The sequence below is a fragment of the Microbacterium sp. NPDC089188 genome (genome assembly GCF_040685155.1).
Classification (GTDB): Bacteria; Actinomycetota; Actinomycetes; order Actinomycetales; family Microbacteriaceae; genus Microbacterium; species Microbacterium galbum.
Window position 1 is genome coordinate 216,064 of the sequence record NZ_JBFBHH010000004.1, and the last position, 26,031, is coordinate 242,094.

At 64.9% G+C, this 26,031-nt stretch carries 29 protein-coding genes and 5 tRNA genes; 22 read left to right on the forward strand and 12 right to left on the reverse strand.

The features are described from left to right. Positions 1-130: 130 nt before the first annotated feature. Both AB0N80_RS14115 and AB0N80_RS14120 read left to right on the forward strand, forming a co-directional pair. On the forward strand, positions 131-511 hold the full coding sequence (locus AB0N80_RS14115) for a hypothetical protein (protein ID WP_363579051.1): 381 nt from the start codon (positions 131-133) through the stop codon (positions 509-511). Beyond that, positions 501-1,325 carry a DUF6036 family nucleotidyltransferase gene (locus tag AB0N80_RS14120; protein ID WP_363579052.1) on the forward strand — a complete coding sequence of 275 codons (825 nt, stop codon included), beginning with the start codon at positions 501-503 and terminating at the stop codon, positions 1,323-1,325. Before AB0N80_RS14115 ends, AB0N80_RS14120 begins: the two co-directional genes overlap by 11 nt. 150 nt (positions 1,326-1,475) lie before the next feature. On the opposite strand, the gene AB0N80_RS14125 is transcribed toward AB0N80_RS14120, so the two are convergent. Beyond that, complete coding sequence (locus AB0N80_RS14125; RefSeq protein WP_363579053.1) at positions 1,476-1,802, reverse strand: hypothetical protein; 327 nt, start codon at positions 1,800-1,802, stop codon at positions 1,476-1,478. A 368-nt stretch (positions 1,803-2,170) separates the two neighbouring features. Between AB0N80_RS14125 and AB0N80_RS14130 the strand changes: the two genes are divergently transcribed. From AB0N80_RS14130 to AB0N80_RS14165, 8 genes are all read left to right on the forward strand, one after another. Beyond that, a complete protein-coding gene (locus AB0N80_RS14130) occupies positions 2,171-3,325 on the forward strand; it encodes a tyrosine-type recombinase/integrase (protein ID WP_363579054.1) in 1,155 nt (384 codons plus the stop codon). Between the two features lie 166 nt (positions 3,326-3,491). Continuing rightward, positions 3,492-3,812, forward strand: a complete 321-nt coding sequence (locus tag AB0N80_RS14135; protein WP_363579055.1) for a hypothetical protein — start codon at positions 3,492-3,494, stop codon at positions 3,810-3,812. Next, positions 3,809-4,201, forward strand: a complete 393-nt coding sequence (locus tag AB0N80_RS14140; RefSeq protein WP_363579056.1) for a hypothetical protein — start codon at positions 3,809-3,811, stop codon at positions 4,199-4,201. Before AB0N80_RS14135 ends, AB0N80_RS14140 begins: the two co-directional genes overlap by 4 nt. Before the next feature lie 45 nt (positions 4,202-4,246). After that, a tRNA-Arg gene (locus AB0N80_RS14145) sits at positions 4,247-4,318 on the forward strand. A gap of 1,366 nt (positions 4,319-5,684) precedes the next feature. Then, positions 5,685-5,957 (forward strand): hypothetical protein, encoded by a 273-nt coding sequence (locus AB0N80_RS14150; protein ID WP_363579057.1) that lies wholly within the window; start codon positions 5,685-5,687, stop codon positions 5,955-5,957. Then, positions 5,954-6,325 carry a helix-turn-helix domain-containing protein gene (locus tag AB0N80_RS14155; protein WP_363390694.1) on the forward strand — a complete coding sequence of 124 codons (372 nt, stop codon included), beginning with the start codon at positions 5,954-5,956 and terminating at the stop codon, positions 6,323-6,325. The genes AB0N80_RS14150 and AB0N80_RS14155 overlap by 4 nt, the downstream gene beginning before the upstream one ends. A 12-nt stretch (positions 6,326-6,337) precedes the next feature. Then, the gene (locus AB0N80_RS14160) at positions 6,338-6,880 is read left to right on the forward strand and encodes a hypothetical protein (protein WP_363579058.1); all 543 of its coding nucleotides are present in this window, start codon (positions 6,338-6,340) and stop codon (positions 6,878-6,880) included. Further along, positions 6,877-7,182 carry a hypothetical protein gene (locus tag AB0N80_RS14165; protein ID WP_363579059.1) on the forward strand — a complete coding sequence of 102 codons (306 nt, stop codon included), beginning with the start codon at positions 6,877-6,879 and terminating at the stop codon, positions 7,180-7,182. The genes AB0N80_RS14160 and AB0N80_RS14165 overlap by 4 nt, the downstream gene beginning before the upstream one ends. Before the next feature lie 379 nt (positions 7,183-7,561). On the opposite strand, the gene AB0N80_RS14170 is transcribed toward AB0N80_RS14165, so the two are convergent. Then, positions 7,562-8,407: a hypothetical protein gene (locus AB0N80_RS14170; RefSeq protein ID WP_363579060.1), complete on the reverse strand. Its 846-nt coding sequence runs from the start codon at positions 8,405-8,407 to the stop codon at positions 7,562-7,564. A gap of 176 nt (positions 8,408-8,583) precedes the next feature. On the opposite strand from AB0N80_RS14170, the gene AB0N80_RS14175 reads away from it, so the two are divergent. The 8 genes from AB0N80_RS14175 to AB0N80_RS14210 all read left to right on the forward strand — a co-directional run bounded on the left by AB0N80_RS14175 (position 8,584) and on the right by AB0N80_RS14210 (position 15,892). Next, positions 8,584-9,441: a hypothetical protein gene (locus tag AB0N80_RS14175; RefSeq protein ID WP_363579061.1), complete on the forward strand. Its 858-nt coding sequence runs from the start codon at positions 8,584-8,586 to the stop codon at positions 9,439-9,441. An 86-nt stretch (positions 9,442-9,527) separates the two neighbouring features. After that, positions 9,528-10,211 carry a DUF4145 domain-containing protein gene (locus tag AB0N80_RS14180; RefSeq protein WP_363579062.1) on the forward strand — a complete coding sequence of 228 codons (684 nt, stop codon included), beginning with the start codon at positions 9,528-9,530 and terminating at the stop codon, positions 10,209-10,211. Positions 10,212-10,317: 106 nt separating this feature from the next. Beyond that, the gene (locus AB0N80_RS14185) at positions 10,318-10,758 is read left to right on the forward strand and encodes a hypothetical protein (protein WP_363579063.1); all 441 of its coding nucleotides are present in this window, start codon (positions 10,318-10,320) and stop codon (positions 10,756-10,758) included. A 250-nt stretch (positions 10,759-11,008) separates the two neighbouring features. Next, positions 11,009-13,558, forward strand: coding sequence for a phage tail tape measure protein (locus tag AB0N80_RS14190; RefSeq protein ID WP_363579064.1), 2,550 nt, complete (start codon positions 11,009-11,011; stop codon positions 13,556-13,558). Next, a complete protein-coding gene (locus AB0N80_RS14195; RefSeq protein ID WP_363579065.1) occupies positions 13,555-14,193 on the forward strand; it encodes a hypothetical protein in 639 nt (212 codons plus the stop codon). The genes AB0N80_RS14190 and AB0N80_RS14195 overlap by 4 nt, the downstream gene beginning before the upstream one ends. After that, a complete protein-coding gene (locus AB0N80_RS14200; protein ID WP_363579066.1) occupies positions 14,190-14,687 on the forward strand; it encodes a hypothetical protein in 498 nt (165 codons plus the stop codon). The genes AB0N80_RS14195 and AB0N80_RS14200 overlap by 4 nt, the downstream gene beginning before the upstream one ends. A gap of 510 nt (positions 14,688-15,197) precedes the next feature. Next, positions 15,198-15,362: a hypothetical protein gene (locus tag AB0N80_RS14205; protein ID WP_363579067.1), complete on the forward strand. Its 165-nt coding sequence runs from the start codon at positions 15,198-15,200 to the stop codon at positions 15,360-15,362. 53 nt (positions 15,363-15,415) lie between these two features. After that, positions 15,416-15,892: a hypothetical protein gene (locus AB0N80_RS14210; protein ID WP_363579068.1), complete on the forward strand. Its 477-nt coding sequence runs from the start codon at positions 15,416-15,418 to the stop codon at positions 15,890-15,892. A 113-nt stretch (positions 15,893-16,005) separates the two neighbouring features. Here AB0N80_RS14210 and AB0N80_RS14215 read toward each other — a convergent pair whose 3' ends face one another. Then, a complete protein-coding gene (locus AB0N80_RS14215; RefSeq protein ID WP_363579069.1) occupies positions 16,006-16,269 on the reverse strand; it encodes a hypothetical protein in 264 nt (87 codons plus the stop codon). A 103-nt stretch (positions 16,270-16,372) separates the two neighbouring features. On the opposite strand from AB0N80_RS14215, the gene AB0N80_RS14220 reads away from it, so the two are divergent. Then, the gene (locus AB0N80_RS14220) at positions 16,373-17,392 is read left to right on the forward strand and encodes a hypothetical protein (protein WP_363579070.1); all 1,020 of its coding nucleotides are present in this window, start codon (positions 16,373-16,375) and stop codon (positions 17,390-17,392) included. 82 nt (positions 17,393-17,474) lie between these two features. Here the strand turns inward: AB0N80_RS14220 and AB0N80_RS14225 are convergent, their stop codons facing one another. The 4 genes from AB0N80_RS14225 to AB0N80_RS14240 all read right to left on the reverse strand — a co-directional run bounded on the left by AB0N80_RS14225 (position 17,475) and on the right by AB0N80_RS14240 (position 18,829). Beyond that, positions 17,475-18,392, reverse strand: coding sequence for a hypothetical protein (locus AB0N80_RS14225; RefSeq protein WP_363579071.1), 918 nt, complete (start codon positions 18,390-18,392; stop codon positions 17,475-17,477). A 123-nt stretch (positions 18,393-18,515) separates the two neighbouring features. Continuing rightward, positions 18,516-18,590, reverse strand: a tRNA-Val gene (locus tag AB0N80_RS14230). A 27-nt stretch (positions 18,591-18,617) separates the two neighbouring features. Then, positions 18,618-18,688, reverse strand: a tRNA-Cys gene (locus AB0N80_RS14235). Between the two features lie 68 nt (positions 18,689-18,756). Beyond that, positions 18,757-18,829, reverse strand: a tRNA-Gly gene (locus AB0N80_RS14240). Between the two features lie 151 nt (positions 18,830-18,980). Here AB0N80_RS14240 and AB0N80_RS14245 point away from each other — a divergent pair. Continuing rightward, positions 18,981-19,053: transfer RNA gene (locus AB0N80_RS14245), tRNA-Val, on the forward strand. Between the two features lie 16 nt (positions 19,054-19,069). Here AB0N80_RS14245 and AB0N80_RS14250 read toward each other — a convergent pair. From AB0N80_RS14250 to zapE, 4 genes are all read right to left on the reverse strand, one after another. After that, the gene (locus AB0N80_RS14250; RefSeq protein ID WP_363579072.1) at positions 19,070-20,137 is read right to left on the reverse strand and encodes a hypothetical protein; all 1,068 of its coding nucleotides are present in this window, start codon (positions 20,135-20,137) and stop codon (positions 19,070-19,072) included. Then, a complete protein-coding gene (locus AB0N80_RS14255) occupies positions 20,134-20,694 on the reverse strand; it encodes a type II toxin-antitoxin system PemK/MazF family toxin (protein ID WP_363579073.1) in 561 nt (186 codons plus the stop codon). The genes AB0N80_RS14250 and AB0N80_RS14255 overlap by 4 nt, the downstream gene beginning before the upstream one ends. Positions 20,695-20,766: 72 nt before the next feature. Further along, positions 20,767-22,041 (reverse strand): ammonium transporter, encoded by a 1,275-nt coding sequence (locus AB0N80_RS14260; RefSeq protein WP_315995720.1) that lies wholly within the window; start codon positions 22,039-22,041, stop codon positions 20,767-20,769. Between the two features lie 166 nt (positions 22,042-22,207). After that, positions 22,208-23,245 (reverse strand): cell division protein ZapE, encoded by a 1,038-nt coding sequence (gene zapE / locus AB0N80_RS14265; RefSeq protein ID WP_363391601.1) that lies wholly within the window; start codon positions 23,243-23,245, stop codon positions 22,208-22,210. Between the two features lie 120 nt (positions 23,246-23,365). Here zapE and AB0N80_RS14270 point away from each other — a divergent pair, with 120 nt between their 5' ends. Further along, a complete protein-coding gene (locus tag AB0N80_RS14270) occupies positions 23,366-24,268 on the forward strand; it encodes a sulfurtransferase (protein WP_315995718.1) in 903 nt (300 codons plus the stop codon). Between the two features lie 34 nt (positions 24,269-24,302). Next, positions 24,303-24,743, forward strand: coding sequence for a SufE family protein (locus tag AB0N80_RS14275; protein ID WP_315995717.1), 441 nt, complete (start codon positions 24,303-24,305; stop codon positions 24,741-24,743). Positions 24,744-24,804: 61 nt separating this feature from the next. Here the strand turns inward: AB0N80_RS14275 and AB0N80_RS14280 are convergent, their stop codons facing one another. Further along, complete coding sequence (locus tag AB0N80_RS14280; protein WP_363579074.1) at positions 24,805-26,013, reverse strand: alpha/beta fold hydrolase; 1,209 nt, start codon at positions 26,011-26,013, stop codon at positions 24,805-24,807. Positions 26,014-26,031: the final 18 nt, after the last annotated feature.

The following is a 26,031-nucleotide window of genomic DNA, read 5'->3' on the forward strand; positions in this document are numbered from 1 at the left end:
GACTCATACTCACACCGTGGTGACGCGATCATCTTGATGGCCGCGACAAGAACAAGATTCCACACCCACAGAGCAGACCGTTGCTGTGACAATAGACACGACGACCCCATGTCGAACGAGCTCCGGAGAGGTGAACACCATGGCAGTCATGGCACGTGCTGCACGCGCTCTGCCTATCGATACCGACTCACGTCCCGTCGATCGGACCGTCGTGCTCAGCCGCGCTCTTCACCGTGCCGTCGAGCCGTTCATCCTTCAGGACTGGGAACGTGCGTGCGAGGTCATGATCAAGAACATCGCCATGCAGCGGGCCCGGGCTCGAAGCGCGTACGTCAACAGCTGGATCGACACCTGGGAGTCTGCGCTCAACGCCGGCGCGGAAGCAGTGATCGTGCTGTCGCGTACCCCGGGTGAACGCGGAGATGATCTGCGGCAGATGACGCCTCTGGCCGGAATTCTCCCGTTCGAGATCCAGCAGCGGATCGCCCGGGAGCTCCCGCGTGTTCCGTAGCGACCTCGAGCACATCATTCGAGCGTCGTGCGAGGTGGTCCAGCAAGACCGGGTCATCATTCTCGGATCCCAAGCGATCCTGGGCACCTACGGCGAGTACGAGCTACCCGACTACAGCACGCGGTCGATGGAGGCCGACGTCCGTCCGGTCGAAGACAGCCCTGACGAACACCTTGCCAACGTCATCGACGGCGCGATCGGTGAGTTCTCGCTGTTCCACAGCTCGTACGGCATCTACGCCCAGGGGGTCGGCGAGCGGACCGCGATTCTCCCCGAAGGCTGGGTCGACCGACTCGTTCCGGTGAACAACGAGAACACCGGCTACTTCACCGGGTGGTGCCTCGACGCGCATGACCTGTGTGCCTCGAAGCTCATGGCCAACAGACCGAAGGACCGTCAGTTCGTCAGAGAACTCGTCGACAGCTCCCTCATCAACACCGAGACCTTGCTCGAGCGGGTGCAGTCCACTCACACCGATCCGGAGCGCATCGCCGCGGCGACCAGCTTCATCCGAGGCTTCTCGTCGACGGCGTCGCGCTACGTGGCGCCGGAGCTTCCGCTGGTAGATCTCGACGACCCGCGCCATCCTCGCCACACATCAGCATCCTCAAGTGGCACCGATTCTCCGAATGGCGCGACGTCGCCGGATGTCGCGGCGCGCGAACCTAACCCCGACAGCGCTGCGGAGATCTACCAGCGGCACCCGGAAACTGGACCCGAAGAACCGTCCGGATACTCCCGACCAGGCCCCGCTCGGGAACAGCGAGCTGCAACGGTAGGTCCTCAGAAAAGGACACGAAACCCCGGTCGGTAAGCCGAAGCTACGGCCGAGCGGGCGCTGCGAGCGAACTTGGGTGCACCATTCTTGCCCCGACGAGGCTCGCAGTCGAGTGCACGGGGACCGAATACATCAGGCACACAGGGCCGTCGACCAGCAACCGTCGATGAGCTACAGGTCTAGGTTTCAGCGCGCGCGCACGTTCAAAAGAATCGAGCCCTCGGGAACAGCCGTACGCAGAGCGCTGATATCGGCCGCTTTGATCTCGGTGAGGCCGTCGCGACGCGCAAACCGGCCGACGGCACTGAGCTCCGTCGTCCCGTTGGACATCCTCACGCCTGCCTGGACGAGGTCGAAGCCGTCGGGTCGTTCGGCCTCGAAAGCCTTGTACGCCTCCGCCAGAGAATGGACGGTCACCTCGGCGGCGAGGACTTCGCGAGGTCGAACGGTTGCGATGAGCCCCCTCCCAGTCTCCTTCATCTCGACGCAGAGGCCGTGCGCGGTTCTCTGCATAACGGGCCCGGGGGCTCCCGCAGCAGAGCTGCGGACGGGTGCGTGGGCGGATCGCAACATTCAGTCGACGCAGGTCCGTGTTCGCCCCGCCGCTAAACCCACCCGAGACAATGCCCCGCACGCAACGGATGAAGTCCGCTGGAAACCAGAAAGCCCCCGGAATTCCGGGGGCTTTCTGGTGGTGCGCGATACTGGGATCGAAACTGTATCTGTGAAACTGGGAGATAGCCCCCCAGTGGCCTGTACTCCCGCCCTTTTGGCCCGCAATCTTGCGGGTGGAAGAGATCCAGTGTTAAGGTCACTGGAACCCGTGAGTGGACAGGACAACCCACGAGATATTGCACGGTATTGCACGAAGTGGGGCCGGGATGGCGAAGCGCAAGCGGCGCGAAGCGTTCGGTTCCGTGCGCAAGCTCCCGAGCGGCCGCGTACAGGCGTCGTACGTCGGCCCCGACGGCGTGCGCCACAACGCACCCCAAACCTTCGACGGCCTCACGGATGCCCGAGGGTGGCTCGTCACTCAACAAGCGCAGATTCTCTCGGGAGAGTGGTCACGCACTGCGACCGACCTCGCGGAGTCAGCCAAGCGCGGCAAGACCGCCACCTTTGCTGATTACGCGTCGCAATGGATCAATACGCGGACAAATCGCCACGGTGAGCACCTGCGCCCTCGAACAGCGACGGAGTACCGCCGACTAGTGAGCGGACCACTGAACCCCTTCGGTGAACTGCGACTGTCGGCAATTTCTCCCGAGGCGGTTCGCACTTGGTATTCGGGGCTACTCGTGGCCGGCACGAAGACGCAGGCCGCGCGGGCCTACGAGCTCCTCAAGTCCATCCTTGCGACGGCTGTTGCTGACGGCCGCATTAAGGCCAACCCTTGCCAGATTCGCGGTGCGGCCGCGGCGTCTACGGGCAGGAAGGTCACTCCCCCGACCGCGGCCGAGTTGCAGCGCATCGTTGACCACATCATGCCGCGATTCAAAGCTGCCGTCATTCTTGCCGCCTGGACGGGTGTGCGGTACGGAGAACTCACCGAGCTGCGTCGTAAAGACATCGACGTCGTCGAGTCTGACAACGGGACCGCGATCGTCGTCAACGTGTCACGCGGTGTCACCCACGTCACGGGACAAGGGTTCGTCGTGGGCCCGACAAAGTCTGAGGCCGGTGTGCGAAGTATCGTGCTTCCGCCGCACGTGAACGACGTTGTGCTGTCGCATATGAGAGAGCATGTGGGTCAGTTCCCCGACTCGCTCCTGTTCCCGGGCGCGGACGGCGCGGGGCACCTGGGGCAGTCGGCTTTCTATCGGCACTGGAACCCGGCAAGGGTGGCGGCGAAGCGTCCTGACCTCCCCTGGCACGGGCTACGCCACTACGGTGCCACGCGTGCTGCGGTGGCCGGCGCAACGCTCAAAGAGCTTCAGGCACGTCTCGGACACTCGACGGTGGCTGCTGCGATGCGCTACCAGCACACCGCTGGACGTGACGAAGAACTTGCGAGGCGGATGTCCGATCTCGCATGACGTGGCGGCACCCGCCGTCACGAAGATGCCCCCGCTCGAGGTGCAACTCGAACAGGGGCGAGGTCAAGAACTGGAGAGTCCTGATGACCATCACCAATGATACCGCCGCGATTCGGAAAACCGACTCCGGGGCGCTCGACCTCTCGACGCTCGAGGAGGTCGGATCATGAGCACGCTGAGTATCAAACGGGCCGCGAAGTTGGTCGCCGCCCCGACGTGGGCCGATCGCCCCGACTACGAGCGAGAAGCTGAGGAGCGCGAGGGCGGGGTGTTCATCATGGACACCGCGACAATCATCGAAGACCCGATGGTGACCGTCGCCGTGGAGTGGCAGACGGACGTGCGGCCAGATGGCACTGTTGGTCCCACACTCGAATCCATCAAGCTCACGACCGGTGACGACTCGACCTTCATTGAGAGCGCGCAGCTCGCGCATGTCGTGTTTAGCCTCTGCCACGCGGCGGTTCTCGCGGGGGTGATCCGATGAGCACCGAGGCCGAGATCCGCCGCGGCCCCTATGCCGGCCACACTGTGAAGATTGACACTCGCGAGTCGACGACAAGCGTGCATTACGACACCGCGACGAATGGTGCTCTCGCGAGATTTACCTACCGACTGTTCCGGATCCCCTCGGAACGCCTCCTCATCGTTCGGTATTTCCACGACGCCACGATGGAGGATCGGCAGCACGCCGAGCAGGCGCTACACATCCAGGGCGCGCTGTTCTACCAGAACCGCTCCGAAGCCCAGCGTCGCAAAAGGCCGGACGGGACATTCGTGTTTCGCATAATCGGGGGGCGCATCGTCGACGACCCCCTGGTTCAGCTCGAGCTCGAGATGATGATCGAACTGTCGTCCGGTGTGAGCCCGTCGTAGAACTGGCCGGTAGCCCAGGGGTGCTCACTTTGTGAGCACCCTCCCCCCTCTGTAGCTCAATGGAAAGAGCGGGCGCCCTCTAAGCGCCGTGTGCAGGTTCGAGTCCTGCCAGGGGGACGCTGAGGTGCGGTGCGTTGGCTGAGTTCGGGTTCGCGACACGCCGAAGACCCAGCGCCATGCTGCTAGATGTATTAGCTGCCAGTATGCTTAGCAACACTCCATGCGGAGGGGATCGCCGTCAAGGCGAACCGGCGGAAAAAGTGTCTGGACGCCACGGACGAATACCTCAAAGGGGTAATCGCCGTGGCGTCTTTGATTTTCGCCTCCCGAGGCCGTGTGGCCGCTTACTCGCGCTCTCGAAACGAGAACGACCCTGAACTGATTCAGGCGCGCCGTTCTCTCGCTGTAGCCAAGCTGCATCAATACATCGATCAAACGCTGAAAGAAGCTCCGCCGCTCCTGCCTGAGCAGCGTGACGCGTTGATCTCCGTCATCGCAAACTCTCACGAAGGGCATCAGCGATGACCCGCAGGTGGGGCTCGATCGACCAAGCCGCGGGGGAAAGTGGAGTCAGCGGCAAGACCATAAGGCGAATGATTTCGCGCGGCGATGTTTACGCTGAGCGAATCGGACCGCGGCGCATACGGGTCGACCTAAACAGCATCCAGGGGACACCTTTGCAGTACGTCGGAGGTGACGCCGAGTGAGCGCAAACGAAAGCCGCCCGGAGGCGGCTGTCGAAGATCTGGCTGGCAGGCTGATCGGTTCCAATTCTACCGTCGGGCTCACCCGCAACACTGCCGCGCCGAACGGCGGGTCGCGATGACCTGGACTCGGCTCAGTGACGACTTCTACGACAATGACGCCATCAACGACCTCAGCCATGAGGCGTTCCGTCTGCACATATATGGACTCAGTTGGTGCAACAAGCAGCTCACGGACGGACGCATCACACGCTCTCGAGCGCGGCGACTGTTACCAGACATCGACACCGACCAAGTGGTGAGCGAACTCGTCCTTTCTGGCCTGTGGTCAGCATCCGACTCCCCCGATGATCTCTTCCTCGACTGGTCGGGCCAGGAGACCGCCGAACAGGTGAAGCGCCGGCAGAAGCGTAACGCTGAGTCTCAAGCGGCGTATCGCGATCGTGGGGATCGCCATGCCGCGGGCGACCACAGCGCCTGCACCTCGAGGTGCCCCCAGGTCGAAAGTAAGCAATCGCGTAAGCCGCTTACTGAGCCACTCAGTAAGAGTGCCCCGTCCCGTCCCGTCCTCTCCCTAAGAGAGGAAGAAGGACAGGGCAGAGCCGGCAGACCGGAGGCCGCCTCTGCCGGTGATGCGGGGACCGGTAAGTGCGGTCACAAGATGATCACCGATCGTCACTGCGTCATGGGCTGTGAGCCGGAGGTTGTCAAGTGAACACATACGCCCCCAGGCCCGACAACTCCAATGAACTCAGTGACGTCGATCGACGGTAACAGTCATGACCGAACCTCAAACCGTAGAAGCACTCATCAGCTACGCCGGCCACGCGTTCTACAACGCAGGGATCCCATACCGAGGCGGACGCATGGCCCGCCTCATCCGCAGCATCGGCAGCACCCAACGAGCCCGCCACATCATCGACACCTACCTAGCCGACCAGATCGAAGCGAAAAGCTGGCAGGGATTCGAGCTCTACGCACACAGCGGCTACGCAGACCCCACCGGAGCAACAGCCGCGCGAAACGTCGACCTCAGGAGGAACAACCGATGAGCGCATTCGTCAAATCCGGGATCTTCCTCAGCGTCGAAGAAGCACAGATCCTCTATCAAGGTGCGCAATTTCGGAACCTCATGTCGAATCGCCGCGACGACACAGCGCTTTATCGGATCCTCCACGCCGTAGCCCTCACCGCTTTCAGCAAACCTGCCGCTGACGGCAGCGAACGGCGGCAATTGACGGCATCCGACGAGTATGGATATACGACGGTTGGACAAGTCGCACGAAGAGCCGGAATCTCCGAACGCACCGTGCGACTGCACATCGCCCAACAATCCCTCCCCGCCACAAAGAACGGCCGCGAATGGGTGATCGCAACCAGCGAAGCCGAGACCTATATTGCCGCGCACAGAAAGAACTAGGAGAAATACCTCATGGGACTCAACACCCTCCACGAGACCATCAGCAGCATTCGCGACGCAGCCGGGCGCGAGCACGACGGCTACAGCCGAGCCACCCGCGACATTGACAACGACACCTCGCTCAGCGACGCCGGCAAGACCGACTACAAGAACGCCGAACGCACACAGGCCAAGGAGCGTCTCCGCGCCCTCCGCGCCAAGGAGGAAGCAGCGATCGACACCGAAATGCGCCGCCTCGAAGCACGCATCGAAGCGGCGGGACGTGGCGTCGGCGCAAACGACATCATTGCGTTCCGCGACGCGCACGACCGGGCCGACAACCTCAAGGACGCGGAGGAGGCAATCCCCGTGCTCAAGCGCGCCTTCCGCAACAACGACACCTCCCTTGCTCACGCCGTCTTCCGACGCGCGATCGACGCCGGCTGGACCACCGTTATCAACGCGTTCATCGCGGAGAAGCCCGAGCTGAGCGACGTCGTCCGCGACCTCCACAACCTCAAGGAGATCAAGGAGAACTCACTCGGCCGCACGATGACGTACGGCCTCCTGGGATGACCGACACCACACCGGTCGAAGTCGCACGCGTCGCCTACGCAGGGGGCGACGTGGCAGCACAGATCGCCCACCTCGAGCGCGAGCTAGCCGCAGCACGACACGACGCCCTCATCGCAAGAGTCATGGCCGACTACGGACTCACCAGCGACGACGCTCTCCTCCTCACCGGGGACGACGAAGCCACCCTCACCGCACAGGCACAACGCCTCAAGGAGCGAACAGGTGACAGCGAACGCCGCGCACCCACAGCCCGACAGATCGAGCGCATGACGTACGAAGACGACACAGACGGTTGGCCGTGACCGCAGACACCACACTCACCATCGGGCCGCACACACTCACCGTCGAGTACGAAACAGCGCGACGCATCGTGCAAACCTGCGCCGCAACAGGACGACGCGGCGGACTCGTACCTGTCACCGCAGACCTCATCGTATGGGTCACACAGGCAACACCCCTGAGCGTCCACCGAACAGGTCAGTACGCGAATGAGTACACGGACATGCTCAACAGCGAACCGCCACGACGCGAATCACAGCGCGGGTTCGTCGTCGACTGACCCATTCGAACATTTGTTCGAGGGGTGGGGAGGGGCCCCCGAGGCCCTCTCAGCGAAGGTCTCCGGGTAATGCCGAGCCCCCTCCCCGGTCTTTTTTTCCACAGGGGCGTCGCGAGGCAGGGCTAGGGCGTCACCCATCCGAGGTACACACCGGAGTCGACTTTGGTCGCGTCCACAACGTTCGCGTGTCGGTTGGATTTAGGTCCGGGCGTGCGCTTCCCCTGCGCGATGAAGACTTTTCCGCCGCCGACGCTAATCCCGACGAGTCCTTGGTTTCCGTTTCCCTGGGCGGCGCTCCAGAACATGAGTGCACCAATGGGTGCGGTACCCGAAGTGCTGGCCGCGGAGGAGTAGTTTTGGTTGAAGATGTCGATCGGCTTACCTGACCCCGGGATGTCTTTGCCGATTGCGCGGTAGCCCCAGTACGTGAGTTTCGCACTGTTGCCGGAAAGTTGTCCTACGAGCGACCGAGTGCCGTCGTATCCCCACTCCTCCGCGGGGAATAACGAGAGCGCGAAGGTCTTCGGCATCTTCCCTCTGTCAATGAATTGCATCGCGTAGTTGGGGGCCAGGATGTCCGCCCGCGTAGCTCTACAACTTGAAAGTTCCTCCGGGCCGCCGCTGACTTGCACGTGCAGCCCACTGTTTGCAACCCAAGATGAGTGCACCCAACCCTTCACCATCCCGTAGGCGACAAAGATCCAGTGGTTTGTCTTGTACGCCCCCGTGACATTGGCGCCTTTGGTCCAGCAGACCGCATTGACGGTCGTGCCGGTTGGGACTACAGCATCCAGGCGGGGGTAGCAGCGCCCTCCGCTTCCCCATGTGCACCACCTGAGCGCAACGTCTGCGGTCATTGTTGGCCCGGAGGCCGGAGTCGGGTTGGTCGACGCGACCGCTGCCGGCGCGGCGATTGTTGTGACCATGAGAACGACCGCCAGTGCGATCGCGGACATCGTTTTGCGCATTTGGCCCCCACCTAGCGAAACATCCCAGCGACGTAATTTTGCGTCAGCTTAGCGGCTGCGGTGAACGCGTTCAGTTCATACAACGAGAACGATAGGACTAATCGATGGCAACTACCTCAGTCGGCACTGGCTACAAGGCGACGGCAGCGACTCTCCCATCGGGTCAGGTGGTGTGGGTGGGCGCACCCATCGACGGCGCAGACAAGTTCGTCTTATACACACACGGTGCGGACGGAGCCGCCAACCAGTTCACAGACAACGCCGGTCCCTGGCCGCTCTCGTTCCGCGAGTGGCTCATCGACAACGGGTTCGGGTGGGTAGAGGGCACGGGCGGCGGCCTGCAGTCGTGGGGCAACCGCGCATCGGAAACGGCTTATAACGAGCTCATCGACTACGTCGACAAGCGATACACCGTCGATCAATGGCTCGTGCTCGGACGATCGATGGGCGGCGTCGTCGCAACCCGCATCTACCAGGCGCGCCGAAACGCCGAGGCACGGAACGGCACCCCCTACCGCAACCCGTCACGCGAAAACACGCGATGGATCGGCCTCATCATCAACAGCGGCACTCAGAACCTTCTAGGCCAGTACGACTACCAGAACGGCGCACGTCGCCCCCAGATGAACGCTGCGTGGGGAGTAGACAACCGAGACGCGTTCGTCGCCGCGATCGCCGGCCTAAACCCGATCGACGGTCCCCCGTCAGCGTGGCAGGCGTCCCGCGTACTCCAAATGTGGGGAACCGCAGACGACGTCGTGGTACCAGCAACGAACGGCGAAGCGATGCGCGCCATGTACGCAGGAGTTCCTGAGCTCGACCTCGTCGACATCCGTGTGGGCGGCGATCACTCGAGCGCAAACGGCTCCTACGCACGGGTGGGCGTGATGACTAGTTTCATCGCAAATGTCAGTGCCCGGAAGTACATGTACAGGACGCAGCTATTCCAGGACGGGGAGCTTCGAGAAACGACCCCAAACCGCGACCCACGACTGCGGCTACTTGCACCATTCCCAGGACAGATCGTCACTTAGCGGAGGAAAACGGGGCCCCGATGCCAGGTTTGATCTCAGAGCTTGCCGCAGTTTATGCACGCGTAGGGCGCGTGTACCGTCGAGTCATGGTGGAAGGACTGCGGCGCTGCCCGTATTGCAACCTGCAAGCGCACATGATCTACGTGGACGGCAGCGTTCGTTGGATAGACGACCGGGCGCATCGGGTCGAAGCAGCGTTCCAGTGCGCGGCTTGCGGGCGCTTCGTCATCGGCGGCTCGGATCGGATGGGCTTCCAGGATGGGATCGATGGCTTCGAGTCGCGTCTGGCGTTCGTAAGTCACTCAATGCCTCAGGCGGAGATGGCGAAGATCCTGCAGCGAGGTATCCAGTATTGGATACCGACTGAACCTGTCGGAAAGGACTATCCAGACCTCCCCTCGCACATCTCGGGACCGGCGGACGAGGCACACCGATGTCAAAGCATTGGGGCCCACCGCGCGTCAATCTTGATGGCTCGCGGAGTCATCGAAGCTGCAGCCAAGGATCAGGGTGTCACGAAGGGCCGGCTTTACGAGAAGATCGAGGCACTGGTGGCCAAGAACGTGCTGAGACCTCTCGTGGGTGAGGCGGCTCATGCGGTTCGACATATTGCTAATGATCAGGCCCACGGTGACTTTTCGGTGAGCATCGTCGATAACGAGGATTCTGCGGGCGCACTCGCACTTATGGACGAGGTGATCGACGAGGTGTACGGCCGCTCAGCAAGACTCTCGCGCTTTTTGAATCGGGAAGCCGCATCGAGCGACTGAGTTCAGTCTCGCAACACCCGAGCCTCATCAGGCCCTTGCTCTTTTTGAGCAGGGGCCTGTTGTGTTCGCAAATGAAAGACATCGGCAGCGGCGTGAAGGGATGGAAATGGCAAGCGAGTTGTACCGGTTCGAGTTTGGAGGCGCTCCCTTCTCCACGCAGATGGACGAAGACGTATCCAGCTACAGCACGACGACAGACCCACCCAACGTGCGGACGGTCGAGGGGAAGTGGAAGACGTGGCACCTCAGCATCCCGGATCCCAAAGTGGGTGGGCTGGCCGGTGTTCGCCTGGTCCGATCCGTTGGCTCAGACGGCGGCCCACATCCGCGCGGCAACCTGACGGCTGAGGAGAGCGAAGCTCACGGCTCGATGCTCATGGTCGCCGGCCCAACCGGGAATCCAGTTCATGTCCCCGGAATCGGTGACGTCGACGGAGGCGAGACCTACGGCGTGCCCGGAGGCTGGGGCATCATCTCCCGCTTCTACACCGACGAGGAATGGGATGAGATCAGGGCAACGTGGGAGGCATGGGTTCGATCGCAGTGAATCGGCCCGTGACTCCTGGCACCCCCTCCCCTCGCATCGACTAGGACCGCCGGGGATAGCAACTCGGATTCTGCGTGCGGCTCGACCTCGTTTTTTCCGGTTGCGCCCTCGCTCTGCATATTGATCAAGCCATCGGCCCTCACCTCACCTTCGAGGCGGGGGCCTTCGCCATCTACGGAAGGGGCTTACTGTGCCCGACAGAGTTGTAAAGGTCGTCTTGTCCGCTGCGGTGGCGGACTACAAAACGAAAATGCTCGAGGCCGCTCAGGCGACCCGCACGGTCGGAACTGAAGGCGAGAAGCTTCGGCAGACCCGGGAGGCGTTCGAAGCTGTCGGAAAGACCGCGATGGTCGCAGGCGGTCTCATTGCCGCCGGCCTGACTGTCGCGGTTACGAAATTCGCTGAGTTTGACGCTCAGATGAGCAACGTGCAGGCGGCGACCGGCGAAACCCGGGAGAACATGGGGCTCCTCCGCGACGCCGCGATCGACGCGGGAGCGTCTACCGTGTTCTCCGCCACCGAGGCCGCGCAGGCTATCGAGGAACTAGCGAAAGCCGGTGTATCAACGGCTGACATTCTCGGGGGCGCGCTGAATGGCTCCCTGGATCTTGCCGCCGCGGGGCAGCTCAGCGTCGCCCGAGCCGCGGAGATCACGTCGACCGCGCTCAACCAGTTCGGACTGCAGGGGCAGGATGCGGCGCACGTCGCGGACGTTCTCGCAGCGGGCGCGGGTAAGGCAATGGGATCCGTCGATGATCTGGCGCAGGGCCTCAAGTTTGTTGGCCCGGTCGCAGCGTCGATGGGTGTATCTCTCGAGGAGACGACAGGGGCGCTTGCACTGTTTGCTCAGCAGGGCATCATCGGCGAGCAGGCGGGCACGTCCCTGCGCGGCGTGCTGTCGTCGCTTACGTCGCCGTCGTCCCAGGCTCGCGCCGAGATCGAACGCCTCGGAGTCACCCTCTACGACAGCCAGGGCAATTTCTTGGGGCTCGAGAACGCCGCAGGGCAGCTCGCGAAGGCGTACGGGACCATGGATGGCGCTTCCCGTGACGCGTCGCTAGGCATCATTTTCGGTCGTGAGACGGTTACCGCCGCCACAGCGCTGTACCAGGCCGGCGCAGAGGGCGTCGATGAATGGACGAAAGCGGTAGACGATTCCGGGTACGCGGCGGAACAGGCTCGCACCCGACTCGACAACCTCAAGGGCGACCTGGAAGCACTGAGCGGCGCGATGGACTCCGCGCTCATCGAAACCGGCAGCGCCGCGAACGACACTCTCCGGGCAATGGTGCAGGCCCTTACCGGTCTCGTGGACATGTACAACGGCCTTCCTGAGCCGGTGAAGGACGCAACCCTGTTGATTGGTGGGGCGACGGCGGCCGTCGCTCTCTCAAGCGGCACGGCCCTTCTCGCTGTTCCGAAGTTCCTAGAGATGTCGGCCACGGTCCGCGCTGCAGGCCTGAGCATGGGTGGCCTGTCACTCGCCGCGGGCGGTGTTGGCCTTGCTCTGGGCGGTCTGCTCGCCGTAATCGGCGAGGTAGCTCGCGTGCAGGCTGAGGCCCGATCGAATGCCCGTGCCTACGCAGAAACGCTCGAAGATGGCACGAACCAGATCACGGCAGCGAGCCGGAAGCTGGCACAGGAAAACCTCGCCACTGAGAAGTCCTTCCTCTGGATGCAACGAGGGTCCGTCTACGACGCCGCAGAGAAGCTGGGCCTTTCGCTCGATACCGTCACTGACGCCGCGACAGGCAACATTGATGCCCTCCGCCAGCTCGAAGACGTCATCCGGGCTGGTGGAGGCGAAATGGACGCCGCCCAGCGAGTCGCCGATGACCTCGGCGTCTCGCTGACGGATGTATCGGCCGCGTCCACGCTGGTGCGGGAAGGAGTTCTCGGGGAGAACCAGTCCATCGAAGAGGCGATCAAGGTCAACCAGCAGAAAGCTGACGCGTCCCGCGGGATGGGAGACGCCACGGAGAAAGCCGGTAACCAGGCTCAGACCGCGGCGGGTCAGTACCTCGACGAGGTGAGCGCAGTCTCCTCGATGAACGATGAGCTCTCGCAGCTCATCGGGACCATCAATGAGGCTAATGGCGTCGGTCAGGATGCGGTTTCCGCGAACGTCGATTATCAGAACGCGCTCGCGAAGGTCGACGAGTACCTTCAGGAGGCCCGTGACGGGGCGGATGGGTACGTCGCCACACTGGACACGAGCACGCAGGCTGGGCGCGACAACACGGACATGCTGAATGAGCTCGCCAAACAGGCTCAGGACGCCGCTGACAAGCAATTCGCGCTGGACGGGAACACGGACGCCTACCGAGCCACTCTCGAGAACGGCCGCCAGGCCCTCATTGACCGTGCCGAGCAGCTCGGCATGAACGCCGACCAGGCGGGTGCTCTTGCCGACCAGATTTTCCGCATCCCATCGGAGACGGAGTGGAAGGTCATCGCGGAGACGCAGCGAGCAAGAACTCAAATTGATGGCTTCATTCGGGACTACTCTGGCCGCACCATTCCCGTGTACGTGCAGCAGATGAAAACCGAATCGGGTCGGCCGGTGAACGTCGGTCAGTTCGCGGGAGGTGGGCCAATCTTCGGCCCTGGTGGACCCCGCGATGACAAAGTGCCGGCCTTGCTCTCGAACGGTGAGCACGTTCTCACCGCCGAAGAGGTGGCCGCGGCCGGTGGTCACACCGGTGTGATGCGGCTACGACAGCAGCTTCTCCACTCGCGCACGGCCGAGAACAGCAAGCCCGAGCACTTCATCAGCATCTACACCAAGGAGGACGCATGAGCTACTTCATGTTCGACCAGTCCGACACCGAGGCACTCATCGTCACAGATACGCTCGCAACGGATGCAGTCGATCGTCCCGCGATGTTCGCTCACAAAGTGTGGGCGCTTCCGACGATGAATCTCGCCATCGCTCTCACCGGGACCTCCACTGTTGGGGACGAGCTCTATCGGTATCTCTCGACCATCCACGGCCCCCGGGACGTCACCGAGCTTGACGAGATCGCCCCCGACCTCCTGCGCACCATCCATGCCTACGTTCGGGCGGCGCATGGAGAAATCGGAAGCTCTACCGTCTACGTCTTCGGGTTCCCCACCGGCTCGACACAAATCACCCGCTACACCTACCGATCCGTCCTGGACTACGCCTCAACGTCCGACACCGGGCCGGCAGTCGCAGTCCGCCCAGCACCGGAGACATTCGAGCCCGAATATCCCAACACGCGTGATGAGTTCATTCAGCTTGCCGTCCGCGTGCGTGAAGAGAACGACTCGGGAGCGTCACCTGAGCCGGTGAAGATCGGCGGCGACCTCTTCCTGACGACCGTCCAGGACGGGCTCATCGGCACGGAACACCTCTACCGATTCCCCGATTACGAAGAACACCTCGCCGCGATGAACGGCGGCAACGCATGACCGGCATTCATGAGCTCATCGACCGGCAACGGCAGTTCGACGCGCCCCCCGCGGAACCAGAACCGCCCGCAGCCACAACCCCCGTCAACGAGGGCCTTGAGTTCTTGATCGCCGAAGCAAGACGGATGAGAGACGCCAACTGGGTAGACCTCGAAATCATCCTCGGCGGCGAGATCGTCGCCGTCGCATTCGGCGAGACCAGCGGCGACACGTGGATGCACCTGTGCGGCTCGAACCCCCCTAAGCGCGACTCTGACCGCCCGTACGGGTACGACTGCGCCGCCGTATCCCGAGCATTTCCCGCCGAGCGGATCAAGCTCCAGGGCAAGCCCACTGACGCCAGCACGTGGGCCTCGGTGTGGGACCTTCTCGCCGAGGAGGACTGCGCCAACGTGCAGGCCGTGCTGTGGGGCATCCACATCGGAGACCACCTAGAAGCACGCAAGCGCCTCATGGCGCAGAGAGATGCGCCGAGTGAGGCGGCTGCCGACTAGGCGGTCACTGCTAGTCGCCTACGGACGGGCGCGGGTTGACCATTGTGGCGAGGTGGCCGCGCGGAGCGTAAGGCTCGGCGTGACGTAGAAGTGGATCGGGAGCAGAGGGAGTAGGCGCGAACCTACTGTTAGTCAAGTCCCGACCCGGTTCGCAGCGATGGAGAATAGATTCATGCGCGAAGGTCCCCGCCGCCAGTAAGAGGGGCATCAAAGGTTGCCTGACGACGGGGACTTTCGCACGCTATCGGCCCTGTCCCCCAAATGGGGGGGCGTATCTTTCGCTGCGGTATTACTGGTAGACACTTCGACGTGCGTTGTTTCCCGCCGATCGAGGGGCGGCAGGCGACGAGTTCACGTTCGAGAGCCGATCGATCCGGCGCGGGCCAGTAGGCCACCAGCGGAGGGCCTTGACGAGACACTGCGAAAGTGCAATCAACCGAAATGCGGCCACTTTCTCGCTGCAAATAGTGCCCCCTATCTATTCGACGAGAACAGCGTATGGTCACGAATATGTGGATAACTCTTCTCGTCTTACTGGTCGCTTGGGCGGTGCTGACGATCGTGGGTTTCACGTTCCAGGGGCTGCTGTGGCTCGCCATCATCGGCATCATCCTTTTCGTCGCCACCATCATCTTCGGCATCATCCGCACACGCGCGGGCCGTCAAACCTCCTAATCGGTACACCCGCAGCACGCTCTACGCGCTGACCCTGAAAGGGTTCCAAACCCATGTCCACTCCGAACCACGCAACGCACGGGGCTCCGACCCCGACCGCTTACCCCAACCCCCTCGGGCTGACTTCCGTTCTTCCCGGCTCGCTGCCGCCCAGTCTTGGGACGCTCAACGCCCCCGAGACCTACCAAGTGGACGCTGTGTTCAGCCGACGCCCAGAGCCCCAGGAAGTCTCCGCGATCCATTCGCCGGACAGCCTCACAGCGCTCAGCGCGGCCGGGTACCCCGAGGTCACGCTGCGCGTGTCGGACAGGCGTCTCGAAATCAAGAACACGAACCTCGACCAACTTCAGGACGGTCTGGCAACCTTCATCGCCGACCACCTTGCCGCGATCACAGCGAGCCTGCAGAAGGAACGTCTCGCTCAGCAGTCACGGCTGGCAGCAGCGGCAGAAGCCGAAGGATCCCGAGCCGAAGCCATCGGCGCGAAAGCCGCCCGGATTGCCTTCATTCGCACGCCCGCGACGCCCTAGCCGCAGGTCCACCACCACGGCCCCGGCCTTCAACGAAGCAGGCAGGGGCCGTGCTTGTCGTCTTCGGCGAAGGTGTCGCAGATGAGACATTTGGAGTCGCGCCGACGGGAGCACTACCGTTGGCGTCCGTTTCCCGTCTTCTCGCCCCAGTCAGCGGCCGGCGGACCGGGGTTGCCCATCGTGGCGAGGTAGGCGACATGCACCTTATGGCAGGCGAGACGGAGCGTGTGCGCCCAGCCGATGACCTCACCGCGCATGATGACCCTGTAAGCGACCTGTTCACCGTTCATCACGCGCCGTATCTCGATCACCCCGTACTCGCGGTCCTGCGGGTCGATCATCCGCCAAGTGCCGGTGGGGCCCTCGACGGCCGCCATGATGGGATGCCACTCACTCACGGGTGCGCCGGATCCTTCCTCCGGCCGAGAGAACACCAGGCTAAGACGAACCACCGACGTTTGTAATGGATAGGTTCGGACGGTGGACATCAGCGAACGAGTGAGCGCAGCCCTAGATGGCGGCCTGGCGGCCGCTTCCGGCGATGCCCCGGCTAGCGCGATAGTGAGAGCTGCTCTCCGCGTGGCGACTCTCCGACAAGACGCGCTCGGTGAGTTTTGGCTACGCATCGAGGCAGAAGGTCTCGACGTGGGGACGGACAAGACGCAGGGTGTGATGCTGCTAAATCGGTTGGTGGCTCTTGTGGGACGCACTGAGGCGGACAAACAGCGTGAGGCGGCGTTCGAGCGTCTGATGGCCCGCCGGAAAGTCGAGCGGGACGGCAAAGACTCTGTCATGAGCGGCGGAGTTGCGTCGGTCGAGGCGCACTTACAGGAACTCACGAAGGCCCATGACGAACCCGTGACGCCCGGCATGACACAGATCGATACAGGCCTGGCTTCGATCGACAGGAACAAGGTCCGCCTTGTGCTGGCCCCCGTTATTGCCCAGGAACGTTTCGTCTTGGAACGCATTCGGGACGCCGCTTATGGTTACCTCATCGACGCCGAATCACAGATCCTCGCGGGCCAGATTGCTCCAGACGTCGTTGCGAGGGGGCACGCATTTGTCGAGCTCGAACTAGCCAGGCGAGCGCCCGATGCACTCACTGCTCTAACGTCAGCGCAGGAGCGGGTAGCGCAGGGCGATGACGAGGCCTTGAGCCATGCGACAGCGTCGTGTCGCCGTGCGATCAAAGCCCTCGCGGACGCGCTGTTTCCCCCGACCGCGCCGGTTATTGACGAGGACGGCGCGAGAAGAGTGCTGGATGACGAGCGTTACCGGAACCGTCTGGTCGAATACGTACGTCAGCACCGAGGGCGTTCTACGCACGCCGACCTAGTGATCTCGAATTTGAGTTCCTTTACGACTCGGCTCAAGTCGCTCGACGATCTTGCGAGCAAGGGGGTTCATGCTCGCATTACCCTTTCCGAGGCGGAATCCTGCATCTCATGGACGTACATGCTCGCCGCCGACCTGCTTCGGGTGGACAGGGAAGAATGAGGCGGCTCGACGAGCTAGAGACCATCGTGATTCTTCCCCTTCGTCGGTCCTGCACAACTCAGCCGGTGCGGGTTCTCACACGTCACCTCGGAGTCGGGACGGGCGTGAAACCGGCCTGCGGCGAACCAACCTGGAGCTTGATGAGTGATTCGTCGCTTCGGTACGCGTTCCAGGTGCGGAACAGATAGAAAAGTGCTTGGCCAGGCAGGATGCGACGTGAGGCACCTGCCTGCAGATCGTTGACAACACGCCGCGCGAGCGTCAGGAACGGGTCGCCGGGGCCGTTCTGGATGCCGTCGCGGATGCGGTTGAAAAACTCGGCGGTGTCGTCGACGTCGAGCGCGGAGAACTCGAGGAACGCGACACCGAGCGCGCTAACCGGCAGGCGCAGGTAGCGGTACATCAGGCGTGCGTGACGGGCGGCGAACTCGATGTTTGCGATGCCCATCACTGCCTCCGCCATTTCTGTCTTCGTGAGCTGCGAGCTTCCGCCGAGGTTCGACGCTGCGTGCCTCACGTCGCCGCTCTTCCATGCAACCCACAGACGCGCGATCGCGCCTACATCTTTGGCGTCTGCCTTCTCGGCAAGTCCGGTGACGATGAGCATGTCTCCCGTGTTTCGGGCAGACCCGGAGTCCAGCACCACCAGCGCCTCTTCGCTGATCCCCCGGACGACGAGCGCCCAGGCTCCCTTGCCGGCGCCTACGATCGCGTGGCAGCGGTTCTGGCCGTCGATGAGGCGCCCGTTGACGTCGAACTTGATGGCCTCCCCCGTGAGAATCCAGTTGTCAGTCTGTATGTCGCGTACGTACCCGCTGATGCGACTCTTTTTGATGTTCCGGTTGCGGTCGATGTTCACTGAGAGGAACTCGGCAGCCATGTCGGGCGTCACGAAGACGTACTGAGCGGTCTCCCCACCCGGCCCGAATGCGATCGAGTTGACGGAACCGGCCGGATTCTGTGTTGTTGCGCCGGACTCGGCGTCTTTATCCCTGGTCATAGGGCTTTAGTACTGGGACAGCGGAGCGCATGCACTATTGCACGGCGTCTCAGAGCGGTATCGCACGGGTGTTGCACGCACGTCCAGGAACAACAAAAAACCCCCGGAAATCCGGGGGTTTCATGGTGCGCGATACTGGGATCGAACCAGTGACCTCTTCCGTGTCAGGGAAGCGCGCTACCGCTGCGCCAATCGCGCCTATACAGGCTGTTCTCTTGTGAGTTGAGGTGGCGACGGGATTCGAACCCGTGTAAACGGCTTTGCAGGCCGGTGCCTAGCCGCTCGGCCACGCCACCGTGATGTGGTTCGACCCACGTGTCGTGATCTGTTCATCAGCCGTGCTGATGACAGTTCCCTCCACTCGAGCGGATGACGAGACTCGAACTCGCGACCCCAACCTTGGCAAGGTTGTGCGCTACCAACTGCGCTACATCCGCATTTTGTTCCCGGGGCTTGCCCCGAGCACTCGTAAGACATTACCCGATCTGAGCGCGCGCGCAAAACGAGGTGCGCCCCGCGCGTGTCTCCCGGAATGGTCGGGAGCACCTCTCGGCATCCGGTACGATCGATGAGTCCCGTTCGGGATGCGGGCGATTGGCGCAGTTGGTAGCGCGCTTCCTTCACACGGAAGAGGTCATCAGTTCGAGTCTGGTATCGCCCACCGAAAAGGCCCCCGGTCATCCGGGGGCCTTCGTTGTTCCCGGGGTGTCGACTCGCGCGACCCGCCTCCACGCGGCATCCGGATGATCGCGTCTCCACTCCTGTCGATCACCGCTCTCGACCACCGCATCAGCGAGCCAGATCGTCGAATCCGGTTCCCATCCCGCGATGACGCTCGCGTACTCGTCGTCGACGGTGATGACTCGTGTGGCGCCGGCGAGGTAGCCGAGGGTGGTCAGGTGCACGGCCTCCCACTCGTGGGCGACGCGGCCCCAGTCGGGTACAAGCCAGCGCCCGTCGCGCCCCGTCGTGCGGAACCAGTCGTGCCGGCGCGAGGCCGTCACCTCGACGGGGTACCGCCGGCAGAGCGCCGCCCAGTCCGCGGCGCCGCGGATCTCGAGCGTGCGCCCCGATCCCACGACCGGGACGACCGTCGCGACCTCCTCGCCGAGGGAGTCCTCGACGAGGTCGAGCGCCGCGTCGACGCTCCCTCGCGTCGACAGCAGCCGCACGGGCACCGACCACCACTCGCCCGACAGGCGGGCCGTCGGATCGCTCGGCCACTCCTCACGCGCGCTCTCCTCCAGAGCGCGCATCTCGGCGTCCCACGCCGCGAGCGCGCCGGCGGCGTCGTGGGCGAGAGGCCCGGTCGCCTCGGGCCGCCGCCACTGCACGGCCCATTGCTCTTCGTTCCGCTCGCGGTTCCACCGGCCCCCCGCGTGGCGGAGGAGGTCGCGGGCGAGCGGGCTCAGCGCTCCGATGACGCGTGGATCGGAGCAGAGCTCGTCGAGGGTGTCGGGCTCCTGCCAGTACCGCGCGACATCGACCGTCGCGCGCAGCGCGGCCGCGAGGGCGACGTCGTCGAGCGGAGCCGCGGATGCCGCGGCCAGCACGTCGGCGATGTCGCCCACGCCGGGGTCGGGGATCGGTGCCGGCTCCCCATCGTCGAACGCGATGACCGTGGACCGCTCGTCCCGATGGTGGAAGGCGTAGGAGCTCACGAGGTCGGCGAGCCGCGGATCGCGACACGCGTACTCGAGACACAGCCGTCGTCCCCTCGGTCCATCGAGGAGCATCTCGCTCACGCCCGCGACCACCCGTACCGCTTCTGCAGGGCTGCCGCGACGGCGTCGAAGCGCTTCCGGTCGAGGGCGGCCGCCTCGCGGCGCATGCCCGCGTCGTGTACGAGGTACACCTGCTCCACGTCGACCCACGACGGTCGGCGCTGCGGGTCCCACTCCCCCGTGCCGAGCGACAGGTACTGGCGGTCGCCGTCGTGCGGCTTGCTCGTCAGGCGCACGGCGTAGGACCGGGTGGCATCCGCTCTGCCGAGGACGAGCACGGGGCGGTCTTTTCCGCGGCCGTCCCGCTCCTCGTAGGGCACCCACGTCCAGATGATCTCTCCCCCGTCGGGTGCGTCGTCGCGCTCGGGGGCGTACGACAGCGTCAGGCGCCGCGGAGGATCGATCTCGACGGTCTCGGTGCCTGCGGGCGCGGTCGAGGCGGTGGCGGGCCGTGAGGGGCTCGCTGGGCGCCGTGTAGGGGCCGTGGCGGGGCGCGGGGGGCGGGCGGGGGTGGCGGGCGCGGATCCGGACCGGAAGAGGCCGAGCAGCGCCGACAGCACGCGAGAAGTCGTTCCCATGGGCCCACCCTAGACACGCGGAACGGGGCGCCGCCGACGAATCGGTGGCGCCCCGCTCGGGGTGAAGCGGACTCAGCCGCGCACGTCGGAGAGCACGTAGCCCTCTTCTCCGTGGACGACGGTGTCGATACCGGCGATCTCGTCCTCGTTCTTCACGCGGAAGCCGATCGTCTTCTCGATCGCGAAGCCGATGACGAAGGCGAGCACGAACGAGTACACGAGCACCGCGAGGGCCGCGATCGCCTGGACGATCAGCTGGTTGAACGAACCGCTGTTGATGAGGCCCGTGCCCGTGGCGAAGATGCCCAGGTACAGGGTTCCGATCAGACCGCCGACGAGGTGGATGCCGACCACGTCGAGCGAGTCGTCGAAGCCGAGCTTGAACTTCAGCTCGATGGCCAGGGCGCAGACCGCACCGGCGAGCAGACCCAGGACGATGGCCCAGAACGGCGTGAGGGCGGCGCAGGCGGGCGTGATGGCGACCAGACCCGCAACGGCACCGGAGGCGGCGCCGACCGAGGTGGGCTTGCCGTCCTTGATCTTCTCGACGATCAGCCAGGCCAGCAGCGCGGCGGCCGGTGCGGCGATGGTGTTGACGAAGGCCAGCGCGGCGGTGCCGTCGGCGGCGAGCTCGGAGCCGGCGTTGAAGCCGAACCAACCGAACCACAGCAGACCGGCGCCCAGCAGCACGAACGGCGGGTTGTGGGGGACGTGGGCGCCCTTCTGGAAGCCGACGCGCTTGCCGAGCACCAGAGCGAGGGCCAGGGCGGCGGCACCGGCGTTGATGTGCACAGCGGTTCCACCGGCGAAGTCGATCGCGCCGACGCCGAAGACGTCCTGCAGACCGTGCGTGATCCAGCCGCCGTACGAGAACGACGCGTCGTCGGCGAGGCCGAAGTTGAACACCCAGCTGGCGACCGGGAAGTACACCACGGTGGCCCAGATGCCGGCGAAGATCATCCACGCGCCGAACTTGGCGCGGTCGGCGATGGCACCCGAGACCAGGGCGACGGTGATGATGGCGAAGGTGGCCTGGAACGCGACGAAGGCGAGCGGCGGGTAGGCCGCGCCCTCGGGCGTCTCGAGGACGCCGGCGAGGCTGAAGTTGCTGGGGTCGATCGCCCACGGGAACTGGGTGGTGCCCTCAGCCGTGGTCGGGAACGCGATCGAGTAGCCGTAGAGCACCCAGAGGACCCCCATGAGGCCCATGGCGCCGAAGCTCATCATCATCATGCTGATGACGCTCTTGGCCTTGACCAGGCCGCCGTAGAAGAACGCGAGTCCTGGCGTCATGAGCAGCACGAGTGCCGCTGCTATCAGGATGAATGCGGTGTTGCCTTGATCCATCTCGGAGGAAACCTCTCTGCAGGGACGCAGGTAAAGCGTCGGGTCCCCTCAGTGTTCCCAGTCGCGGTTACCACCGCCGTCCGCCCCGTGTTTCGCGAAGGTTACAGGCGCGGCCCTCCGGTAAACATCGCGTTTCGCGCCGATGGGAGGCACTGATGAACCGGGTTCAGGAGTGCGTCAGCGCGACCAGGCGCGACACCGCGCGGAGGTACTTCTTCCGGTATCCCCCGGCGAGCATCTCGTCGCCGAACACCGAGTTGAGCGCGACCCCCGTGGCGCGGATCGGGATCTGGGCGTCGTAGGCGCGGTCGACGAAGGCCACCAGGCGAAGGGCGGCCGACTGGTCGTGCAGCACCTCGACATCGCGCAGACCGATGACGTCGACGCCGTCGATCAGGCGGATGAAGCGCGACGGGTGCACCCGAGCCAGATGCCCGACGAGGTCGGTGAACGCGTCGTCGGAGGCCACCGAGCCGGAGGCCGCGGCATCCAGCGCTGTCCGGTACTCGTCGCCGGAGAGCGCTTTCGCCTCACCGTCGATGGCGCGCTGGCGGAAGTCGGTGCCGTCGATGCGGATCGTGCGGAAGCTGTCGGACATCGACTGGATCTCGCGCAGGAAGTCCTGCGCCGCGAAGCGACCTTCGCCCAACGCGTTCGGCGGGGTGTTCGAGGTCGCGGCGAGTCGGGTTCCGGATGCGACCAGCTCGCCGAGGAGCCGCGTCATGACCATCGTGTCGCCCGGGTCATCGAGCTCGAACTCGTCGATGCACAGCAGGTCGGAACCGCGGAACAGCTCCACCGCCTTCGCGTAGCCGAGCACGCCCACGAGGGCGGTGTACTCGATGAAGGAGCCGAAGTACTTCCGGCGGGCGGGCATCGCGTGGTAGATCGACGCGAGGAGGTGCGTCTTGCCGACGCCGAACCCGCCGTCGAGGTAGACCCCGGGCTTGATGGGCGGCGTCTTCTCGGCGCGGCGGAAGAACCCGCCCTTCTTGGCCGGGGCCGACTGCTTGCCCGCGAAGGCCTGAAGCAGCTCCTTGGCCTCCTGCTGCGAGGGGTACGCGTCGTCCGCTCGGTACGACTCGAACGTCGCCCCGTCGAACTGCGGCGGCGGCACCAGTGCACTCACCATCTCGGCGCCCGTGACCGCGGGCTCGCGATCGGTGAGGTGGATGAGGCCGGTCGTCGCGGGCGTAGAGGTCATGGCCGTCCTGTGTCGCAGTCTTACGGGAGGGGTGCGTGCCCCCTGCCGCGGATCTAGGGTCGATGGTGCGGTGTCCACCCTATGCCGCCGTTCCTGCCGCCCCGACAAGAGGAGTTCTCCGTGACCGTCGAGATCGACACCACCTCCCCCAAATTCGCCGAGTACTCCGAGCCCGGCCGACTCGTCACCGGTGAATGGCTGCAGGAGCGTCTCGGGGCGCCGGGGCTCGTCGTGGTGGAGTCCGACGAGGACGTGCTGCTGTACGAGACGGGTCACATCCCCGGGGCGGTGAAGGTCGACTGGCACACCGAGCTCAACGACCCCGTCGTGCGCGACTACGTCGACGGCGAGGGCTTCGCGAAGCTGCTGAGCGGCAAGGGCATCTCCCGCGACGACACCGTCGTGATCTACGGCGACAAGAACAACTGGTGGGCCGCGTACGCCCTCTGGGTGTTCTCGCTGTTCGGCCACGAGGACGTGCGGCTGCTGGACGGCGGCCGCGACAAGTGGATCGCCGAGGGACGCCCCCTCACCACCGAAAAGACCGTCGTCGAGCCCACCGACTACCCGGTCGTCGAGCGCGACGACTCCCTGCTGCGTGCCTACAAGGACGACGTGCTCGCCCACCTCGGCAACCCCCTCATCGATGTGCGCTCCCCCGAGGAGTACTCCGGCGAGCGCACCACGGCCCCCGCCTACCCCGAGGAGGGCGCGCTGCGCGCCGGTCACATCCCGAGCGCGCAGAGCGTGCCGTGGGGCAAGGCGGTCGCCGAGGACGGCGGCTTCAAGTCGCGTGCCGAACTGGATGCCATCTACCGCGACGGTGCGGGCCTGGCCGACGGCGACAAGATCGTGGCGTACTGCCGCATCGGCGAGCGCTCGAGCCACACCTGGTTCGTACTCAAGCACCTGCTCGGCTTCGACGACGTGCGCAACTACGACGGCTCGTGGACCGAGTGGGGCAGCGCCGTGCGCGTGCCGATCGTCGCCGGCGCCGAGCCGGGTGAGGTCCCGGGTCGCTGAGCCCGGCCGCGGTGGGCGTGGGAGGATGACGGTGATGTCCGAAATCGCCCTCCCCGCCCGCCTCGCCGAGATCCGCGAGGAGTTCCTCGAGCTCGACGAGCCCGACCGCCTGCAGCTGCTGCTGGAGTTCTCCCAGGAGCTGCCCGAGGTGCCCGCGGAGTACGCGGATCACCCGGAGCTCGCTGAACGGGTGGCGGAATGCCAGTCGCCGGTGTTCATCATCGTCACCGTCGACGATGACGACCGCGTCGCGATGCACGCGACGGCGCCCGCCGAGGCGCCGACCACGCGCGGGTTCGCCAGCATCCTCGCGCAGGGGCTGACCGGGTTGAGCGCCGACGAGATGCTCGCCGTGCCCGATGACTTCCCGCAGAGCATCGGTCTCACCCGCGCCGTGAGCCCGCTCCGCATCGCCGGCATGACCGGCATGCTCATGCGTGCCAAGCGCCAGGTGCGCGCCAAGCGCGCCGCCTGAAGCGCTCCGCCCTCGGGGGCGAGCCGATCTCGGTGATCCCGCCGGGTTCCGGCATCCGGGATCAGCTCTCTCGGGAAAGACCCCGTTCGCGCAGCCATCGCGCGATGGCGTCGGACCAGCGCGTCTCGTCGAAGTTCCACAGTTTGGTGTGGCGGGCGGTCGTGAACGTCTCCATCGTGACGAGGTCGGGCCGGGCCGTCGCGAGCGCGTGCGAGGCGTCCGACGGGACGAAGCCGTCGTCGTCGCTGTGGAGGATGAGCAGGGGATGCCGAAGGCTCCGCGCGCGGGCGACCACGTCGAGCCGATCGAGGGGAATGGGTTCGTCAGCGCCCAGCATCGCCGCGCCCCAGCCGGAGCGGATCGTGGTCTGGGCCAGCGCGATGACCGGCGCGGGCAGACGCATCATGCGTCCCTGGAACGCGAGGACCGTGCGCCAGTCCACGACGGGCGAGTCGAGCACGAGACCGGCGATCACGTCGCCGTGCGGCGACTCGAGGGCCGCCTGCAGGGCGAGCGCACCGCCCATCGACCATCCCATGAGGATGACGCGGCGCGCCCCCTGCCGTCGGGCGTACCCGATCGCGGCATCCAGGTCGCGCCACTCGGTCGCGCCGAGGCCGTAGGTGCCCGAGGGGCTCGTCGGGGCGTCGCCGTCGTTGCGATACGACACGACGAGGCTCGTGATGCCGAGCGCGTGGAAGACCGGGACGGCGCGGAGGGTCTCGGCGCGGGTGGTGCCGCGACCGTGCACCTGGATCACCCAGACGTCGGTGGGGTCGGAGGCGGGGAACTCCCACGCGGGGCACGGGCCCACTCCGGTCTCGATGTCGACATCATGGAACGGCAGATGCAGCTGACCGGGTTGGTCGTAGTACCAGCCGCTGAATGCGGCCTCGGCAGCGAGATCACCGCCGGCGGCGACGTGGGTGAGCAGCTTGCGGGTGACGCTCGTCTCTTCGCTGCCGACGATGGCGCCGAGGCGCAGGTACTCGGCCGAACCGACGGTGAAGAGTCCGTATCGGCCGGGAAGCGCGGTGTCGGGCGTTCGCGCCAGGGTGATGGTCTGCGCGGCGGCGTCCAGGCGCAGGATGCGGGTGTCGGGGCGACGGCCGGCCGGGCGCACGACGGTGCGGGCGACGCGCAGCGAGACGGCGCTGAGTGCGCCCGCCGAGGCGGCCAGGGCGAGACCCAGGGAGGAGAGGGCGATGCGGAAACCGGTGATGCGGCGCCGCGATGCGCGGGGACCCGCGGCGCGCCTGGGAGCGTTCATCGAGGCCTCACTCTAGTC